The organism is Actinomyces sp. ICM39 (assembly GCF_000282935.1).
GTDB classification, from domain to species: Bacteria; Actinomycetota; Actinomycetes; order Actinomycetales; family Actinomycetaceae; genus Pauljensenia; species Pauljensenia odontolytica_B.
In genome coordinates this window covers 16,575-33,294 of record NZ_ALCB01000095.1, presented here as the reverse complement: position 1 = coordinate 33,294, position 16,720 = coordinate 16,575, and the positions used below count along the sequence as shown (strand labels likewise).

20 protein-coding genes and 1 pseudogene are annotated in these 16,720 nt (G+C 65.3%); 11 read left to right on the top strand and 10 right to left on the bottom strand.

What is annotated here, in order from left to right:
* Window positions 1–98: 98 nt before the first annotated feature.
* Window positions 99–368, bottom strand: a complete 270-nt coding sequence (locus HMPREF1137_RS05930) for a type II toxin-antitoxin system RelB/DinJ family antitoxin (RefSeq protein WP_007589971.1) — start codon at window positions 366–368, stop codon at window positions 99–101.
* A gap of 146 nt (window positions 369–514) precedes the next feature.
* Between HMPREF1137_RS05930 and HMPREF1137_RS05925 the strand changes: the two genes are divergently transcribed.
* The 4 genes and pseudogenes from HMPREF1137_RS05925 (at window position 515) to HMPREF1137_RS05915 (ending at window position 2,347) form a co-directional block, all read left to right on the top strand.
* Window positions 515–727, top strand: a complete 213-nt coding sequence (locus HMPREF1137_RS05925) for a type II toxin-antitoxin system Phd/YefM family antitoxin (RefSeq protein WP_003793591.1) — start codon at window positions 515–517, stop codon at window positions 725–727.
* Between the two features lie 109 nt (window positions 728–836).
* Window positions 837–1,109, top strand: a pseudogene (locus tag HMPREF1137_RS10645) (type II toxin-antitoxin system death-on-curing family toxin); the annotation flags it as partial.
* Window positions 1,110–1,304: 195 nt separating this feature from the next.
* Window positions 1,305–1,895: a TetR/AcrR family transcriptional regulator gene (locus tag HMPREF1137_RS05920; protein WP_007589978.1), complete on the top strand. Its 591-nt coding sequence runs from the start codon at window positions 1,305–1,307 to the stop codon at window positions 1,893–1,895.
* Window positions 1,892–2,347 (top strand): hypothetical protein, encoded by a 456-nt coding sequence (locus HMPREF1137_RS05915; RefSeq protein ID WP_007589960.1) that lies wholly within the window; start codon window positions 1,892–1,894, stop codon window positions 2,345–2,347. The genes HMPREF1137_RS05920 and HMPREF1137_RS05915 overlap by 4 nt, the downstream gene beginning before the upstream one ends.
* Before the next feature lie 148 nt (window positions 2,348–2,495).
* Here the strand turns inward: HMPREF1137_RS05915 and HMPREF1137_RS05910 are convergent, their stop codons facing one another.
* A complete protein-coding gene (locus HMPREF1137_RS05910) occupies window positions 2,496–2,762 on the bottom strand; it encodes a type II toxin-antitoxin system RelE family toxin (protein WP_007589979.1) in 267 nt (88 codons plus the stop codon).
* Window positions 2,763–2,978, bottom strand: a complete 216-nt coding sequence (relB, locus tag HMPREF1137_RS05905; RefSeq protein ID WP_007589967.1) for a type II toxin-antitoxin system RelB family antitoxin — start codon at window positions 2,976–2,978, stop codon at window positions 2,763–2,765.
* A gap of 267 nt (window positions 2,979–3,245) precedes the next feature.
* Between relB and HMPREF1137_RS05900 the strand changes: the two genes are divergently transcribed.
* Entirely contained in the window at window positions 3,246–3,791 is a 546-nt protein-coding gene (locus HMPREF1137_RS05900) for a GNAT family N-acetyltransferase (protein WP_034497087.1), read from the top strand.
* Window positions 3,792–3,809: 18 nt separating this feature from the next.
* Here the strand turns inward: HMPREF1137_RS05900 and HMPREF1137_RS05895 are convergent, their stop codons facing one another.
* Window positions 3,810–4,970: an ADP-ribosylglycohydrolase family protein gene (locus tag HMPREF1137_RS05895; protein ID WP_007589982.1), complete on the bottom strand. Its 1,161-nt coding sequence runs from the start codon at window positions 4,968–4,970 to the stop codon at window positions 3,810–3,812.
* A gap of 111 nt (window positions 4,971–5,081) precedes the next feature.
* Between HMPREF1137_RS05895 and HMPREF1137_RS05890 the strand changes: the two genes are divergently transcribed.
* Complete coding sequence (locus HMPREF1137_RS05890) at window positions 5,082–6,215, top strand: glycosyltransferase (RefSeq protein WP_034497095.1); 1,134 nt, start codon at window positions 5,082–5,084, stop codon at window positions 6,213–6,215.
* 2 nt (window positions 6,216–6,217) lie between these two features.
* On the opposite strand, the gene HMPREF1137_RS05885 is transcribed toward HMPREF1137_RS05890, so the two are convergent.
* Genes HMPREF1137_RS05885 through HMPREF1137_RS05875 form a run of 3 tightly spaced genes read right to left on the bottom strand, consistent with a single transcriptional unit; the run spans window position 6,218 to window position 8,628 of the window.
* A complete protein-coding gene (locus HMPREF1137_RS05885) occupies window positions 6,218–6,934 on the bottom strand; it encodes a TetR/AcrR family transcriptional regulator (RefSeq protein ID WP_007589977.1) in 717 nt (238 codons plus the stop codon).
* A gap of 22 nt (window positions 6,935–6,956) precedes the next feature.
* Window positions 6,957–7,718, bottom strand: coding sequence for an ABC transporter permease (locus tag HMPREF1137_RS05880; RefSeq protein WP_007589965.1), 762 nt, complete (start codon window positions 7,716–7,718; stop codon window positions 6,957–6,959).
* Window positions 7,705–8,628 carry an ABC transporter ATP-binding protein gene (locus tag HMPREF1137_RS05875; RefSeq protein WP_007589988.1) on the bottom strand — a complete coding sequence of 308 codons (924 nt, stop codon included), beginning with the start codon at window positions 8,626–8,628 and terminating at the stop codon, window positions 7,705–7,707. Before HMPREF1137_RS05875 ends, HMPREF1137_RS05880 begins: the two co-directional genes overlap by 14 nt.
* 202 nt (window positions 8,629–8,830) lie before the next feature.
* Here HMPREF1137_RS05875 and hemQ point away from each other — a divergent pair, with 202 nt between their 5' ends.
* A complete protein-coding gene (hemQ, locus tag HMPREF1137_RS05870) occupies window positions 8,831–11,035 on the top strand; it encodes a hydrogen peroxide-dependent heme synthase (RefSeq protein ID WP_050980948.1) in 2,205 nt (734 codons plus the stop codon).
* Window positions 11,036–11,127: 92 nt separating this feature from the next.
* Here hemQ and HMPREF1137_RS05865 read toward each other — a convergent pair whose 3' ends face one another.
* A complete protein-coding gene (locus HMPREF1137_RS05865; protein WP_034497093.1) occupies window positions 11,128–12,090 on the bottom strand; it encodes an alpha/beta hydrolase in 963 nt (320 codons plus the stop codon).
* A gap of 378 nt (window positions 12,091–12,468) precedes the next feature.
* Between HMPREF1137_RS05865 and HMPREF1137_RS05860 the strand changes: the two genes are divergently transcribed.
* Together HMPREF1137_RS05860 and arfB are read left to right on the top strand one after the other, a co-directional pair.
* Window positions 12,469–13,068 carry a uracil-DNA glycosylase family protein gene (locus HMPREF1137_RS05860; RefSeq protein ID WP_007589974.1) on the top strand — a complete coding sequence of 200 codons (600 nt, stop codon included), beginning with the start codon at window positions 12,469–12,471 and terminating at the stop codon, window positions 13,066–13,068.
* 38 nt (window positions 13,069–13,106) lie between these two features.
* Window positions 13,107–13,547: an alternative ribosome rescue aminoacyl-tRNA hydrolase ArfB gene (gene arfB / locus HMPREF1137_RS05855; RefSeq protein WP_007589968.1), complete on the top strand. Its 441-nt coding sequence runs from the start codon at window positions 13,107–13,109 to the stop codon at window positions 13,545–13,547.
* Between the two features lie 21 nt (window positions 13,548–13,568).
* Here the strand turns inward: arfB and HMPREF1137_RS05850 are convergent, their stop codons facing one another.
* Entirely contained in the window at window positions 13,569–14,402 is an 834-nt protein-coding gene (locus HMPREF1137_RS05850; protein WP_034497089.1) for a class I SAM-dependent methyltransferase, read from the bottom strand.
* Between the two features lie 140 nt (window positions 14,403–14,542).
* On the opposite strand from HMPREF1137_RS05850, the gene HMPREF1137_RS05845 reads away from it, so the two are divergent.
* On the top strand, window positions 14,543–15,592 hold the full coding sequence (locus HMPREF1137_RS05845; protein ID WP_007589956.1) for a threonine aldolase family protein: 1,050 nt from the start codon (window positions 14,543–14,545) through the stop codon (window positions 15,590–15,592).
* Between the two features lie 68 nt (window positions 15,593–15,660).
* Complete coding sequence (locus HMPREF1137_RS05840; protein WP_007589943.1) at window positions 15,661–16,383, top strand: nitroreductase; 723 nt, start codon at window positions 15,661–15,663, stop codon at window positions 16,381–16,383.
* 63 nt (window positions 16,384–16,446) lie between these two features.
* On the opposite strand, the gene HMPREF1137_RS05835 is transcribed toward HMPREF1137_RS05840, so the two are convergent.
* Complete coding sequence (locus HMPREF1137_RS05835) at window positions 16,447–16,710, bottom strand: type II toxin-antitoxin system Phd/YefM family antitoxin (protein ID WP_007589926.1); 264 nt, start codon at window positions 16,708–16,710, stop codon at window positions 16,447–16,449.
* Window positions 16,711–16,720: the final 10 nt, after the last annotated feature.

Sequence of the window (16,720 nt, the reverse complement as noted above, 5' to 3'; positions counted from 1 at the left end):
TCCTTGAGCTGAGCTCGCAGACTGATAGCCCCGGCCTCGTCCCTGAATCGTGGGACGAGGCCGGGTTTCTTTATCGGGTGAGCGTGGCGGGCGCCGCCTCACTCGTCGTCATCCCAGTCTCCCGGGAGCCGCGCGACTCCATTCGCATCCATGCTGGGCCGATAGGCGTAGTGTTCAAGCCCGTCAAACGCGGGAGCCTCGGGGCGCATGTCGAAGGGGAGTCCGCCAACCTCAATCGACTTGGCGAGGAAGATGTTGATCGCATCCGACAGGCTAATTCCCCAGCGTGCGTAGACGGCTGCGGCGTCGGCCTTGATCTGTGCTGTCGTGCGGGTCTTTACTTCAGCGGTGCGGGTCATCGTTGGCATTGCCGCTCCTTTCATCGTCTGCATGATAGTCCCAGATTGGTGTTGATTTGGGAACGCTGTGGGGTGGTATGGAGTAGTAGGCTGTTGTTCCCTTGATCTGAGACCAGATTCTGGCCATAATTATGGCTAAGGGTGATAGGAGTAGCATGTCGACACTAACTATGGGACTCGCTGAGGCGAAGAATAACTTTTCGCGGGTGACAGCAGAGGTGAACAGGACGGGGAAGCCTGTCACGATCCTGAAGAACAACAGGCCTTGGGTCGTCATTCAGCCTGCGCAGCAATCTGAGAGCGCGGTCGATGTCGCTGTCGATTTCATGGATGCCTACGCGGACGTGTTCGAAGAGCTCGCGAAGTGACCGCTTTCGCGTTTTCCCGGGACGATGTGTGTGCCATCCATTCGGCTGCGATTGCTCGCTTCGGTGGTCTTGATGGCGTGCGAGACGAGGGAATGTTGGCCTCGGCTCTTGTGCTCAGCCGTTCCAGACGTTTGGGGGCGAGGAACTCTATCCCAGTGCGGTCGAGAAAGCGTGTCGGTACGCTGTTGGAATCATTTCGGGGCATCCCTTTCTGGATGGAAATAAACGAACCGGTGCCGCTCTGCTAGGTACGTATCTCAGGATGTGCGGTGTTGGTTTCGCGCCCGATCATGCGGAGTTCCTTTCGGCCATGCTGGGTGTAGCTGATGGGTCGATGGGATACGAGGAGCCTGTGAAGTGGGTGAGAGTCGAAGTCGCGTGATGGTCTTTGGCCACTGCGTCGTGGTGTACGGAACTCTGGAGGACGGGGTCTTGCTAGCGGAAATGGGGGGGGGTAGGCGTCCTGGGAGCTGGCGGCGGTGTGATTCCTAGTTTTTCTGTTGACGTAGGGCTGAGCGAGCCTATACTGAACACTGTTCATTAAGGATTGTCGCAGGTAGCAGGACAGCAGGATTTCGTGCCCAAACAAGTCATCGACCCGGAGAAACTGGTCAGCCAGGCCTACGCCATCGCCTCGCGCGACGGCATCTCCGCACTCTCCGTGCGCAAGGTCGCCACCGCGTGCGGCATCGCGGTCGGCTCAGTCTACGGCTACTTCCCGACCAAGGCGGACCTGACGGCCGCCGTGCTCACCCGCTTCTTCGAAGAGAACCTCTCCGACGAGCTGTGCGCCGTGCGCCCCGGCGAACGCTTCACCTCCTACGTGCGGCGATTCCGCGAGGCCCTGTGCGCCGCGCGCGCGGACATGAGCGTCGACTGGTTCGCCGAGATGCGCCGCCTCCCCAGCGCAGAACAGGAAGCCCTCGAGGCGGTACGCGCCCCCATGCTCGCCCACATCGAGCGCGGGCTCGGGCGCGTCCTCGATGCGGACGAGGCCGTGGTTCGTTCCCGGCTCGTCGGTCCCATGAGCGCTGAGGCCCTGTGTCGCTACGTGCTGCGCAGTATCTTCGCTTCCCTCATGGACGGCGGCGAGTGTGAGACGCTGTTCGCCCTCCTCGATGCTTCCCTGTACGACGACACCGCAGACGAAAAGGACGCTAAGAAATGAGTCGATTCCGCATCAAGAAGCAGCCCCTGATCGCCGTCGCCGGTATCGTCTGGCTGCTCGCCGGCCTGAATGTCGTGATCCTCGGCGTGCGCGCGGCCATCGACGTGCGCGATCTCGCGGCCCTTATCCTCCTTGCGCTCGCGGGCGGCGCGGTCGCCATCTTCTGTGCCTTCCACCCCATGTTCAGCAAGCTCGTTCAGAAAAACGCCCAGCGCATCGCCGACCTGGAGGGGGAGCGCCACCACGTCGTCCGCTTCTTCGACCGTAAGAGCTACCTCATGATGGCGTTCATGATGTCCCTCGGTATCGGCATGCGCGCCGCAGGGCTCTTCCCTGACTGGTTCATCGCCTTCTTCTACACTGGCCTCGGTCTCGCCCTGACCCTGGCGGGGGCCAGCTACATCGCGCGCGGCGTGCGCGGTCGCGCCTGGGCGTTTCATGGGACCGACTGAACCCGATGCGCTCTCCCGGCCAAGGCCTCGTCAATCGACGAGGCCTCCTGCCGTTTATCGGTCTGCTCTCCTTGGGTGCCACGCGATTACCGCCAGTGGTGGTATAAATCTGGCGGTAATGCTGGATGATGCCGGTGTGGCCGCGTGATCACTGGTAGATGTGTCGGCGGTGTCCGACGGAAAACACTTCGATGATGAGGCGGTCATCCTCGATGATGCACAGGGCGCGGTAGTTGCCGATGCGGTAGCGCCACTCGCCTGATCGGTTGGCTGTGAGGCCTTTGCCGTGGATGCGGGGGTCCGAACAGCCCTCGAGGTTTTTGCCGATCCATGACGTAATGAGTCGCGCGTCGAATCGGTCCATTTTCTTCAGTTGCTTGAGGGCTGCGTCGCTGTACTCGACGTGGTAGGACATTTACAGGCCCAGCTGCGCGAGTACCTGCTCGTGGGTGTAGCGAACGCCGTTGTCTGCAGCGATCGCCTCGCGCAGGGTGGCAAGGTCCTGCTGGTCTTCGATCTTCTCGAAGACGGCATCTCGGACGAAGTCGGAAATTGTTTTTCCCTCAAATTCCGCGTACTTGCGCACGACCTCGGCGTCCGTTTCGTCAAGGCGCATGGTCATGGTGGGCATGGTGACCTCCTCGGTCTGAATACAACGTATTCTATTGCTCTCTGGAGCCAGTGTGCAATGGTTGCCTCTTCTGTCTGGGAAGAGGTGCGGCCGATCATGGGGCCACTGCTCGATTACCGCCAGTGGCGGTATAAATCTGGCGGTAATCAATCTGCAGGGGGTAAGTAAGCTCCTTGCAGACTCGTTCGCGCGTGTCGCTCGTGCACTGCTATTGCTACATTGAGCGTGAAATTGACGCTCATTCCTAGAAAGATGAGGAGTCCGACGATGAGGTATGCCAAAACGGAGTTGTTAGCGGGCGGGGTGGAACTCCTCGTGAGGAACGCCGTCGCGTCGGATGCCCGCGCGCTGCGCGAGACCATGCAACGCACGCATGCGCAAACCGACTACCTGCTGTCCTACCCGGATGAGCAGAGCGTCGATGATGAACAAGAGGCTCGCTCGCTGGAGGAAACGGAGCGCAGTGACAATGAGGTCGAGCTCGTCGCAATCATCGATGGACGCATCGTGGGAAGCGCAGGAGTCTCAGCAGTGCGCAGTCGGCGCAAGGTTGCGCACCGGGCGCGCTTTGGGATCAGCATCCTCAAGGAGTACTGGGGGATGGGAATCGGCCGGATGCTGACGGATGCGAGCATTGACTGCGCTCGGCAGGCGGGCTACACCCAGCTTGAGCTCGAAGTGGTGGCGGACAATGAACGGGCAGTGTCGCTTTACCGGTGCGCGGGGTTCGAGGAGTATGGGCGCAACCCACGAGGCTACCGGTCCGCGACTTCGGGCTACCAGGAGCTCGTGCACATGAGGCTGGAGTTGTAGCCTCGAAGGGGCGCTGGTCTAGTTGGTCTGCTTGGCCTCGCCTTCCTTGTCGTCCTTGTCTTCCTTGGCCTCCGGGGTGCGCCTGCGCCAATACGCGTAGTCGCTGTAGATGTACTTGTGTTCCCACACTGGATTACTCGGGCCCCAATCGTACATCGGGCAGTCCGTGGTGACGTCGTCTGCCAACTCGAGGATGACATCGACGAGCTCGAGCCTATCGACGAACCTGTCGGGGATCGCATTGAAACCGATTCGTGCTCCGACGAGCGTTCCTGCGATTGCGGCCGTGTTGTTGGAGTCTCCGCCGTGGTTGGCGGCGAATGTCATCGCTCCCGCGATGTCGTTCTCGTGGCGTAGCGCGCAGAGGATACCAATTGCCAGGGCTTCGTCGGCGACCCACCCCTTGCCGAGGGCGTGGATGGCATCCAGGTCGCTCGAGGCTGAGGAAGCGAGCGACACTGCCGAGCGGATGGTCCGCGACAACTCGTACACGACCGTGCTGGAATCGGGGAAGGACTTGTCCAGAGCCTTCAGTGTTTTGTTGACGGCCTCGGCGATGGACAGCTCCTCGTGGACGATGTGAGAGACGAGGAGCGCAAACGCCCCTGATGCTATCCAGGCGACTTCGTTGCCGTGCGTGAGTGCCGCCGTGTTTGCCCCCAGCTCGACAATGCGGTTGGGGTCGCGGGAGTAAGAGAGGCCGATGGGGACTGCCCGCAGCAGGCATGCGGATCCTTTGGAATCGTTGACGGGCTCGTCCATCGATCCGAACTTCTTGGTTGCGGCAACTTCCATGACGGTGGGAGAAGGGGCGCGCTTCGCGGACAGGGCAGGGTAGGCGTTGATCCATCCCACCCGACTTCGGGATGCACGTTCGGTTGTCTGCAACCGGTACCAGTTCATGTAGAAAGCGTCGAAATACTGGTACACAGGGGCCATGATCCCGCGGAGCGCGCCTCGCGTGTGAGCGAAGAGGATCCCATTTGCGCTGAGCAGCATGAGCTGCGTGTCCGCGGTGATACGCGCGGTTCCGTTCTCGTCCAGGTCGTAGTCGGTGATCCCGCGCAGGCCGTAGCGTTCGACGATCGCGGCCTCTGACAGCGCTTTCACCGGGTATCCCAGCGCGTCTCCAGCGGCGCAGCCGATCATTGCCCCTCGGATGCGATCTCGCTTGTCCATGAATGCCTCCTCGCGTGGGTTTCGGCGTCGACCATGCTCAGTTTACCCGTCCGTGTTTTGAGGAGCCTTTGATCCGCGTACCCTTGACACGTGAAGGTTCTCGTCGTTCCCATGGTTGCCCGCTCGCGGATGGGTGGACCGTGGTCGCGCGCGCAGCGCGTCGCACGTGCGTTCCGCGACGGTGGCCATGAGGCCGTGCTCGCATGGGGAGACGACGGCAACTGTGTCAATCCCGTCGCTCCGACGCTCGAGATTCCGGTGCCCTCACCTCTCGGCCTGCCAGATGCCATCGCGCGCCACACCTTCCCCCTGGCCTCGCGCCTCGGCCTCATGGGCCGCAAGCCCGTGCATAGCTTCGAGGAGGTCCTCTGGCTGACCGGTGCCCTCGACGAGCGTTACACGCGCGTCGCCGTCGACGCGCTCCGCGCCCACATGCGTGCCATCCGCCCCGACGTCGTCTACTCCGAATTCAACCTCGCCGCCGTCATCGCCGCCCGCGCCGAGGGAATCCCGTGCGTGGGCAGCGGCTCGCAGCCGACGACCGCCTCTTACGCTTCCAACCCGCGTAAATCCGCAGGAATTCGACGCCTGCTGTGCGAGATGAGAATGCCCGCCCCGGCCTCGTCCCTGACGATCCTCGAGGGGATGCGGCGCCGCTTCATCCCGAGCTGCCCGACCCTGGAACCGCAGGCGGGGGAGCGGGCCGTCTACTGCGGGTTTCTGGACGAGCCGCCCGCACTGACGGCCACGCCTCGCGATTGTGCGCTCGTCTACCTCGGCGCGGGCAGCGTCCCCGCGGGCGTGGCCGTGCGCGCCGGGCGAGAACTCGCCGAGGTGCTGAGCTGCGACGTCTACGTCGCGGGCGTGTCCGAGGCCGTCCAAGCCGTGGAGGACCATGAGGTGACCTGCGCGCCCCGCTTCGACGTCGCTGAGCTCCTGCCACGCGCCCGCGTCTTCGTGCACCACGGCGGGCAAAACTCGATGATGGATGCTCTGTCCTACGAAGTTCCCCAGGTGATCGTCCCGGGGCGTGTCTTTGAGCGCCAATTCAACGCCGAGGCCGTGGAAAACGCGCGCTGCGGCCTGACCGTGCGCGCTTCCCAGCCTGCGCTTATCGCGCGTGCTGCCCGCACCCTCGTCGACGAGCCCGCCCTGACCTCAGGGATCCGAGGGGTGAGCGCGGAGCTGTCCTCGCTCGGCGGCGGCGCGCGCATCGTGCGCGAGGTTGAGGAAGTGGTCCGTTAGCCTCAGTGCCAGCCGCGCAGGATCGCCTCCAGGCCCCGCTCAAACTGGGCATTAAAGTCGTAGCGGCCGTCCAGGAGATCCTCGATGAGCGGGCGCAGCGCCTGCGCGTCCTCGGGATCGAGCGCGGCGCTCGCGGCCGACAGGTCGGCGGGCTGCTCGGGGGAGCCGCCCACGGGCGGAACGACCTCGGCGGCGACGAAGGCCGTCGTGTAGATCGACACCGCGTTGACCAGCCCCAGCATGTCCGCATTCGGCGTGAAACCGCGCCGGGCCAGCGTCACGAACACGCGCGCCAGGAGCGACAGCTGCTCGGGCGTCGACATCGGGTGCGTGAGCAGAAGCATGACCGCGCCCGGGTGGGAACGCAGTGTTGATGCCAGGCAATGCGCGTAGGCGCGCATGTAGGTCAGCAGGGGCGAGGCGGGGGCGCCTTCGGTCGGCTCCGATGCCTCGTGTGTGGGCGTCGAATGGGCATCGACCGCTCCGGCATTCACGCGGTCCAGGAACGACTCGAACGTGAGGCGCCAGACCTGCTCGGCAATGCCCTCCAGGAGCGCCGCCTTGTCGGGGAAATGACGATAAAAAGCGGCCTGGGAGACGCCGAGGCGCTTTCCCAAGGACCGCAGAGACAAAGCGGAGAGCCCCTCCTCGTCAACCACGTCAAGCGCGGTCGACAAGATGATCTCTCGCGATAGCGCGCGCTGGCGTGACGACGGCATGGACTCTCCGCTTCGGTGGACGTTACTCCCTGTGATACCGGAACTGTACCAGTGCCAGCCCCGCGATCACCGCGAAGAAACCCCACAGGACGCCGATCCGCGCCCCGACGTCGGCAAGTCCCGCCCCGTCCAGGCTCACCTCATGAATCGCGGTGATCGCCCAGTAGGCGGGGGACAGGCGCGCGGCGTGCTGCGCCCAATCGGGGAACGAGGAGACCGTGGAGAAGGAGCCGCCGATGCCGGCCGCCAGCATGCCGATAATGTTCGACAGTGACAGGGCCGCGTCGCGGCTGCGTGACCACAGCGCAAGCGTGACGCCGAGCGCCGATAGGACCGCTGAGAAACTGAGGAGAATCGCGGCGAGCGCGACGAGGGACCCGGTCGGTCGATAGCCGAAAATGAGAGCGCCGAGCGCGAGGACAACCGCGATCTGAACGGTCTGCATGAGGAAGGCGACCAGCGCCTTGCCCGTGAGGATGGTTGCGCGCGAGGTGGGGGAGGCCTCGAGACGCTCCCACGTGCCCCACGAACGCTCGTTGAAGAACGAGCTGATGATGTTCTGCACGGCCAGGAATGAGAAGAGGATCGCGATCGACGGAACTGCCTGCTCAGCGCCCGTGACGCCCGCGTAGCCGTCGGCCAGGAGCATCGACTTGAACGCCGGCATCATGAAGGGAATCAAGACGAGGGGGATCACCGTCAGGATGAGCGTGGGCGCCGGGTCGGTGAGCTGCAGGCGGATGTTCAAGCGGGTCATTGCCCCGAGTTGCTTAAGCTGCGACATGGTCACTCTCCTTGATGATTTGCAGGTACGCGTTGTGCAGGCTCGCCTGCATGATGTGCACGTCCGTCAGGCGCGCGCCTTCGAGGGCGGGCGAGGCCAAGGCTTCGCCGATCCGCGAACCTGGGTCGGCCTCGTCTCCGATGAGTTGGAGACGCCTGTCGTCGGCGCTCCACCCGTCGATCGAGGGGATGGGGCGATCGAACTCGAGCGTGACCTCGGCGCGCGCGTGGTGAGAGACGATCTCTTCGAGCGTGCCGCTCGCGACGATGCGACCCTCGTTCAGGATTGCAATGTCGGAGCCAAGCTCCTCGAACTCGGCAAGGTAGTGCGAGGTGTAGACGACGGCCGCTCCGTCGTCGGCGAGCTGGCGGACTGCGCGCAGGATCTGGCTGCGCGCCTCCACGTCCGCGCCGACGGTCGGCTCGTCCATGAACACCAGGCGCGGGCGGTGCATGATCGCCATGCCCGCGTGGAGCCTGCGCTGCTGTCCGCCCGACAGGTGCGAGGCGCGCTGCCCTCGCTTCTCTGTGAGGCCGAGGAGGTCCATGACCTCGCCCGCGCGGGAGGTGGCCTCGCGTCGGCCGAATCCGTGCAGCTCGCCGAAGGCTGCCAGATTCTGGGCGACGCTCAGGTCGGGGTAGATGCCCAGCTCCTGGGGTGCGTATCCGATTAACCGCGCGGCCTCGGTGGATGCGGGTCGGTGGCCGCAGATGGATGCGGTCCCTGAGTCGGCGCGGCGCAGTCCGCACAGGATCGTGATGAGCGTGGACTTGCCCGCTCCGTTCCGTCCGAGTAGGCCGAGGATCTGCCCGGGTTCGACGTGCAGGTCGACTCCGCGCAGGACCTCGTGGGTGCCGTAGCTCTTGCGGATTCCCCGGGCCTCCAGGCCCGGAGCGTGTGGATGTGACACGGTTTTCTCCCATCGGTTAACGCTGTTAACTTTGTGTCGCAGGTAAGGTTAACAGTGTTAACTTTTGTGTGCAAGGTGGCGCTGCGCGCAGGGGAAAACTGCTGATTTGCTGCGTTTTTCTGACAATCTGTCGCTGCGTGGGGGAGGCAAGCGGCCCTACACTGTCTGCGCGAGGCCTGAAGGAGGAGCGAAAGTGCCAGGTATGGATACCTACGACGCGATCATGCTGCTGTCCTACGGCGGCCCGAACGGCCTGGACGACGTCCTGCCGTTCATGCGCAACGCGACGCGCGGTCGCGGAATCCCGGATGAGCGTCTGCTCCAGGTCGCTGCGCACTACAAGCGCTTCGGCGGCGTCTCGCCCATCAATGCCTGCAACCAGCGCCTGATCGCCGACCTGTCCGCGGAGCTCGGTAGGCGCGGGCACGACATTCCCGTCGGGTGGGGAAATCGCAACTGGCACCCCTTTGTTGCCGAAGGCCTCGACGAGCTCGCCCAGGCGGGCGCCCGGCGCATCCTCGTCCTGCCCACCTCCGCCTACGCCTCGTACTCGGGGTGTCGCCAGTACCGCGAAGACCTCGCCGAGGCCGCGGCAGCTCTGCGCGAAAAGTGGGGGACGATCGAACTCGGCGCCGAGGACAGCGCCGACAACCCCGACGCCGACATCATCCTGGACAAGGTCCGCCCCTACTATTCGACCCCCGGCATGGCGAGCGCGCAGATCGCATCCGTCCGGCGTGCCTGGGAGGCCCTTGCTGCGCGTGGCGTCGACCCGACCGGGATTCGCCTGATCTTCGTCACCCACTCCATCCCCGTGAGCATGGAAGCAGGGTCCTCGCCCTTCCCGTTCCATCCCTCGATCGACGAGGCCGTGGCGGCCTCGGGCGGTCGCGCCGAGCAGCAGGGGAGCGAGGCCTCGTCGCCGGCGGGAACCCCGGCCACTGAAATCAGCTACGTCGCCCAGCACCACGCCCTTATCCAAGCGATCATGCCCGAGCTGCGCCGCGTTCTTGGCCGCGAGGATTTGGGTTACGACCTCGTGTATTGCTCGCGGTCGGGGCCCCCGCAGGCCCGCTGGCTTGAGCCCGATATCAACGATTTCCTCGAGGAGATCGCGGCCGACACAGCGCCTCCGACCGGCACCGTCGTCGTCCCCATCGGTTTCATCTGCGACCACATGGAGGTCGTCTACGACCTCGATACCGAGGCGAAGGAGACCGCCGCGCGCCTGGGGATCCCCTACGAGCGCGCCGACACCGTCGCGACGGATCCGGCCTTCGTGTCCTCCCTGGTCGACGTGCTCGAAGAGCGCGCGGCCCAGGCACGAGGCGAGAATCCCTCGCCCGTCACCGTGACGGGCACCGGCCCCTTCCACACCGTCTGCCCGAGCGACTGCTGCCTCTCCCCGGCGCGCCCAGGCCATGCCTCGTCCGCTGGTGCCAGCACTCACCCTGGCACCGCCCCTCATTCTTCCGGCGCGCCCGCCCGAGCCGCCGGTCAACCAGCCACAACTCAGGAGGACTCCATGTCTACCCCGCATCCCCACGCCGTCGTGCCGCCCGAGCAGAACCCGGAAAACCCGGGACATCCCGCGGGAGTGCCGGACCGCGTCGGTGAGCACGCCGCGCGCCACCACGCCCGCCACGCGGGTACCGAGGCGATGCCCCACTCGCATGCCGCGCACGCCCGCGTCACCGACCCGCGCGACGCGACGGACGTCGATTTCGACGAGGTCAACAACAAGCAGCACTACGCCCTCTACTCCGTGTTCGCACTCGGTGAGTCCCTGCCCGCCGACGACGGCGAGCGCGGCCGCATCATTGCCGAGTCCCTGGACTACGTGAAGGGCGCGGGTGCGGAAATCCGCGGCTTCTACGACGTGTCCGGCTTCCGCGCCGAGGCAGACCTGATGGTGTGGTGGCTCGACGACGATCCCGAGGTCCTCCAGGACGCCTACCACCGCCTGCGCGCGTCAGCGCTGGGCAAGTTCCTGGACCCGGTGTGGTCCTGCATGGGCCTGCACACCCCCGCCGAGTTCAACAAGCGCCACATTCCCGCCTGCTTCGGCGGCGTCGCGCCCCGCGACTGGGCGATGGTCTACCCCTTCGTGCGCTCCTTTGACTGGTACCTCAAGGCTCCCGAAGAGCGCGCCCGCATCATGGCTGAACACGGCCGCAACGGTTTCGCGCAGTACCCGGACGTCAAGGGCTCGACCCTGTCTGCCTTCGGCTTCTCCGACTATGAGTGGGTGCTCGCGTTCGAGGCCGACACCCTCGACCGTCTCGAGGGCGTCATGCACGCCCAGCGCTACACCGAGGCGCGCCTCTACGTGCGCGAGGACACCCCGTTCTTCACGGGTCCGCGCGTGAGCCTCGGCGAGTGGGCGGAGCGCCAGCCCCGCGCATAAGGGCCGCGCTTATCTGTCAGTCAGCCCCGGCCTCGTCCATGAGAAAAGGAACGAGGCCGGGGCTGACTCTGTCGGTGAACGGGGAGAGGCCCCTACGCGGGCGGAAACAGCAGCGGCAGGTCGTGGGCGACCTGGTTACCGACCGAGGTCATGGAGTGGCTTTCTCCCTCGTCGATCCACATCTGCAGGCTGTCCTCGGTCATGAGGTCCGGATAGTCCTCGCGGAGCTCATCAATCTGCGGGGTCATGTCCCACAGGGCTGGGTCCTCTGAGCCGACCGACGCGAGGATGCGGAAGTCCTGCGGCCCGTAGTGCGCGCGCTCGGCCCCGGCAGTCACCAGCTGTGCGATCTGTGCGGAGTCGTCGTCCTCCTCGCGTCCGATCCATGACTCGCCCGCCATCGGCATGTAGCCGTAGAAGTACTGCGGGCGCAGGGCAAACACGTCCCACGTGGTCGTCGCGCCCATCGAGAAACCGCCAAACGCGCGGTGCCTGCGCGAGGCACGCAACGACTCGTCCGACGTGTCTCCTCGTGCGTACGTCGTGTAGCGGGACTCGACCGCTGCGATCAGCGTGTCGATCTCGGTTGTCGCGAAGAAGCGATTGAGTGCGTAGTCGTCCTCGTAATCGTCGGTCGCGAACGACCGATCCGGATAGTAGGTCGCGAACACGACGAGCGTGGGAGCGATGGCCCCCTCGGAGGTCAGCTGATCGACGATGGGGGCCGCGCCCTCGGCCAGGCCGTCGGCGGAGCCCCACCACCCGTGCGTCAGGTAGACAATGTTTGCGGGAACCCCCGGCGTGTAGGTCGGTGGAACGTAGACGAGGGCCTCCTTCTCGTAGGTAGTGCCCTCATAGGCCTGCTTGTAGCTGATCTCTTGGATCGTCCCCTCCAGTGTGGAGGCAGCGAGTACGGAGGACGTGCCGTCCTCCTCGTAGGAGACGGGGGCGGGATCCTTCTGGCCGTGACCCGTTCGATTGAGGGCGCTCGACGTCAGGCCTGCGAGGCCAAACAGGGAGAGCGTGATCGCAACCGACGCGGTGATAACGCCCATCTTGTTGGAGCGGCGCACGAATCGTGTTGTCACTGCCCTCGCCTCGACCTGATTGTCCTCATGTCTTCCACTGTATGCCCGGTCGGGCCGCCGCTACTAATCGGTGTGTCTGCTGCTACTAAGTGGTGTCTCTGCTGCTACTCGTTGGCGTGGCCGGTTCTGTACTGCGTTCTCCCTCCATTTCCGCATGCAATTCCCCCGCAGATCTTTCAGGATTTGAATTGTGATCGTTGAAATTCCGCGGTTTCTGGGAGAGTGTTGAAATGGCCGGTTGGGGAATTGCATGCGACATTTGTGGGGAACTATAGCGTGTGTGCGGCGTGTGACCTGTCAGTCGCCGGGGGCTGCGCGCTCGTGGGGTGGGCATACCCTGGGTTTATGACACCTGAGATCACCGACCCGGCCGTCCGCGCAATCGCCGAGGAGATCGCCGCAGACCCGGCCAACGCCTCGTTTACGAAGCGTGGGATTGACCCGTTGTTCTTTGCAGGACCTGACTGCCGCATCATGATCGTTGGCCAGGCGCCCGGGCGCGTCGCCGAAGAGACCGGCATCGTGTGGAACGACCGCAGCGGCGACCGCCTGCGCGACTGGATGGGCGTCGATAGGGACACCTTCTATGAGTCCGGGAAGCTCGCGATCGTCCCCATGGACTTCTACTTCCCGGGCACGGGAAAGAGCGGCGACCTGCCTCCGCGCAAGGACTTCGCCGACACGTGGCACCCGCGCCTGCTCGAGCTCATGCCGAAGCTGGAGATGACGATCCTCGTCGGTGCGTACGCCACCAGGCGCTACCTCAACCTGCCCTCGTCGGCCTCGCTGACCGAGGTCGTGCGCGACTACAAGCGCTACCTGCCCGCCTACTTTCCGCTGGTTCACCCCTCGCCGCGCAATCAGATGTGGATGAAGAAGAACCCCTGGTTCGCCACCGACGTGCTGCCGGACCTGAAAGCGCGGGTCGCCTCTCTGCTCGCCTGACGAGGCCGGGGCGCGGCGCGTGGTGCACACTGGAATGCATGGACGATCTGCGCATTCCCGCTGGGCCCGGCTGCCCGCGCGGCCTCGTCGTGCCCGCGGGGGAGTTGGTCGAACGCTTCTCCCACGCCTCGGGTCCCGGCGGCCAGGGCGTCAACACGGCGGACTCGCGCGTCCAGCTCAGCCTGGATCTGGCGATGACGACCGCTCTGAATGACAAGCAGCGCGAGCGTGCCCTGTCTGTTCTCGGGGACCGCCTGAGCGGAACGGTCCTCGCGGTCACCGCCGCCGAGCATCGCTCCCAGCGCCGCAACCGCGCCGCCGCGCGCGAGCGCCTCGCCGAAGTTCTGCGTTCGGCCCTCGTCCCTCCCGTTCCTAGGCGGGCCACGAAGCCAACGCGCGCGTCGAAGCTGCGCCGCCTCGCCGATAAGAAGAGGCGCGGCGAAGTCAAGGCGCGCAGGCGTCGCCCCGACGCGGACTAAGGAGAACGAGGCCGGGGCCGCCTACGCCCACGCGCGCCCGTCGGTGCTCCAGCCGATAAATACCCAGGTGACGGGCAGAGGGTAGTCCAGGAGCCATCGTTCCCTTGCCTTTTCCGAGCTGGTAGCGGCGTCCTCACGCACGAAGTGCTGCTCTGCGTAGGCGTCGAAAAGCCGCTGCTCGCGCGCGGTGAACGGCTCGGGGCCGGCCAGACGACGAAGGTCCGAGCGGGCCTCGTCGAAGGAAGAAAACCTCATCGGGCGGAAGGTTCGTGTGGTCGCGAAAACCGGGACGCGTCCCAGGGATGTGAGCGCGCGGGTTACCTCGCGGACGACGCGCGGGTGCCTCGCCGAGCGTCCCAGGTAGGTGAGCAGGCGCGGGTCGCGGGACGGGAGCAGGCTGTCGGGCACGACGACCGCCGCCCGCGAGCGGGCAGCCGCGTCGAGCTTGTGTACTGCGGAGAAAACGTTCCCACTCATGAGGGAGCGTGACGCGAAGGCGACATCCACGCTGTTCTCACCCAGGCCCAACTCATCCCAGTCGTCCTCCCACGCGAGCAGGTGGGAGGTGATCGGTAGGTTCTCGGCTGCCGTGCGCTCGTCGAGGATCGCGAGCATGGCCTCGGCGAAGTCGCAGCCGTGGACGCGGTGCCCGGCTCGGGCGAGGGGGACGGCGAGCGTGCCCGTCGCGCACCCCATGTCGAGGATCTCCTCGCCCGCCTTGAGCGCGAGTAGATCCAGGAGCCAGCGCTCGTACTCGACGGTCGTGTCTCTCGTGAACGTCGCGGCCCGCTTGTTCCAATAGGCCTGCGAGTCGCGGTTGATTGTGCTCGCCTGTTCTCCGTGCGTGGTTGGCATCATGCGATGCCCTCACTTTCGTATCGGGAAGCCTGGCAGCATCGCCCGGCGAAAGTCAGGATAGTCCTTCGGATTCAGCGAGAAAAGATCTTCGTGAGGAAACGGGAATTATCTGGCCAAGCGCGTGGAATAATGGCCCAATGACTTTTTCTGCCACGCTGCCGAACTTCTCCAGTGACTACCAGGAAGGCGCGCACGCCCGGGTGCTCGACGCCCTCGTCGCCACCAACATGGAACAGACGAGCGGCTACGGCACCGACGAACACTGCGAGCGTGCCCGCGACCTGATTCGCGAGGCCTGCCAGGCCCCTGATGCCGACGTGTACTTCCTGGTCGGCGGCACGCAGACGAACGCGACTGTCATTGATGCGATCCTCCTGCCCTGGCAGGGCGTCATCGCCCCCAACACCGGCCACATCAACATGCACGAGGCCGGCATCGTCGAGCGCGGCGGCCACAAGATCCTCGACACTCCCGCCGTCGAAGGCAAGATCAATGCCGCCGACGTCGAACGCATCTGCTCCGCGTGGGAGGGCGACGGCGCGCGTGACCACATGATCGCCCCCGCCCTCGTCTATATTTCGCAGCCCACCGAGTACGGCACCCTCTACTCCCTGCAGGAGCTCGAGGAACTCTCCGCCGTGTGTCGCGAGCGCGACCTCAAGCTCTTCGTCGACGGCGCGCGCCTCGCCTACGCGCTGGCCTCGCCCGCCAACGACGTGACGTTGGCCGACCTGGCGCGCCTGACCGATGTCTTCTACATCGGCGGCACCAAGTGTGGCTCCCTCTTCGGCGAGGCCGTGGTGATCCCCGAGCGCGGATCGATCCGCCAGTTCGTCACCCAGATGAAGCAGCACGGCGCGCTCCTGGCGAAGGGGCGCCTCCTGGGCGTGCAGTTCGAGGCGCTCTTCGAGGACGGCCTCTACCTGACGATCGGAGAGCCCGCCGTCAAGGCGACCGCACGCATCCGCGAGGCCCTCAAGCGTGCCGGCTACGTCGTCACCATGGATTCGCCGACCAACCTGACCTTTGTGGCCCTCGACCAGGCGGGGCATGAACGCCTGTCCGACAAGGTGCGTTACAGCATCTGGGAGACCCTCCCTGACGGCCGCTACCTCGCGCGCATCGGTACCTCCTGGGCCACCCCCGAGGAGGACGTTGTAGCCTTCGAGCAGGCCCTGGCCCGGTAGTTCGGCCGGAGCCGTCCAGTGGGCGGGCCGGGTGGATCGGGAGCGTCGGGCCGGGTTAGCCTGGGCGCATGACACTCAACGTTGAGATGAACGACTTTTCCGCCCTGACAGCCTCGCGCCGCTCCACGCGTGCCTTTACAGACCGGGAGATCCCCGCCGAGGTCCTCGACGCGATCCTCGCCGACGCGACGACCGCGCCGTCCTGGTCCAACACGCGCGCCTTCCGCGTCGCCCTGGCCACGGGCGAGCGCGCCGCTCGCCTGCGTGAGCGCTATGGCCGTCTTTTCGACGAGGAGATCGCCGCCCACGCCCGTAAGGCCGAGGACTCGGACATTGAGATCCCCGTTCCGGACGGCGACTTCCCCGTGCGCAAGCGCTACCCGGACGAGGTGCGACCTGCTCAGATCGAGGTCGCGAAGCTCCTCTACGGCATCCACGGCATCGAGCGTGCCGACATCGAGGGGCGCAACCGCGTGAACCGCCGCAACGTCACGGCCTTCGACGCTCCCGTCATGGGCTTCGTCTTCGTCCACGAGGATATGCTCCCGTGGAGTGCCATGGATGCTGGCCTCATGCTTCAGACCCTGTTCCTGTCCGCCAAGTCGCGCGGCATTGACTCCTGCCCGGTCGGCATCCTCGCCACCTGGCGCGAGCCTGTCGAAGCCGAGTTTGAGATCCCCGAGGGCTACCAGTTCATCACCGGTTTTGCGCTCGGCTACGCGGATTCTGAGGCCCCGATCAATGCGATGCAGGCACCGCGCCCGCCGATTCAGCTCCTCGAAGGCAAGTGACGCTACGAGCGATACACCTCTCGGCGGTGTCCGACGCGCACGACCGTTACGACGAGGGCATCGCTAGTCGTTGAGCTCAGCGCGCAGGTCGTCCAGGCTGACCCGCTGTCCGTCATCGTCGCGCTTTGCCTCCCGGAAGGCCGCGAGATCGCGCGCGTCCTCGAGCTCTTCCAGGGCCAACAGATCCTCGACGCCGATCACGATTGCAGTGAGGCGGCCGTTCTTTGTCACTCCGATACGCTCGCCGCCGTAGGAGGCTCGCCCGAGGACGTCGGAGAGGTTTGCGCGGAGCTCTCGAGTAGACAGCGTCGTAGCGAGTGTGTTCATAGTGTCATTT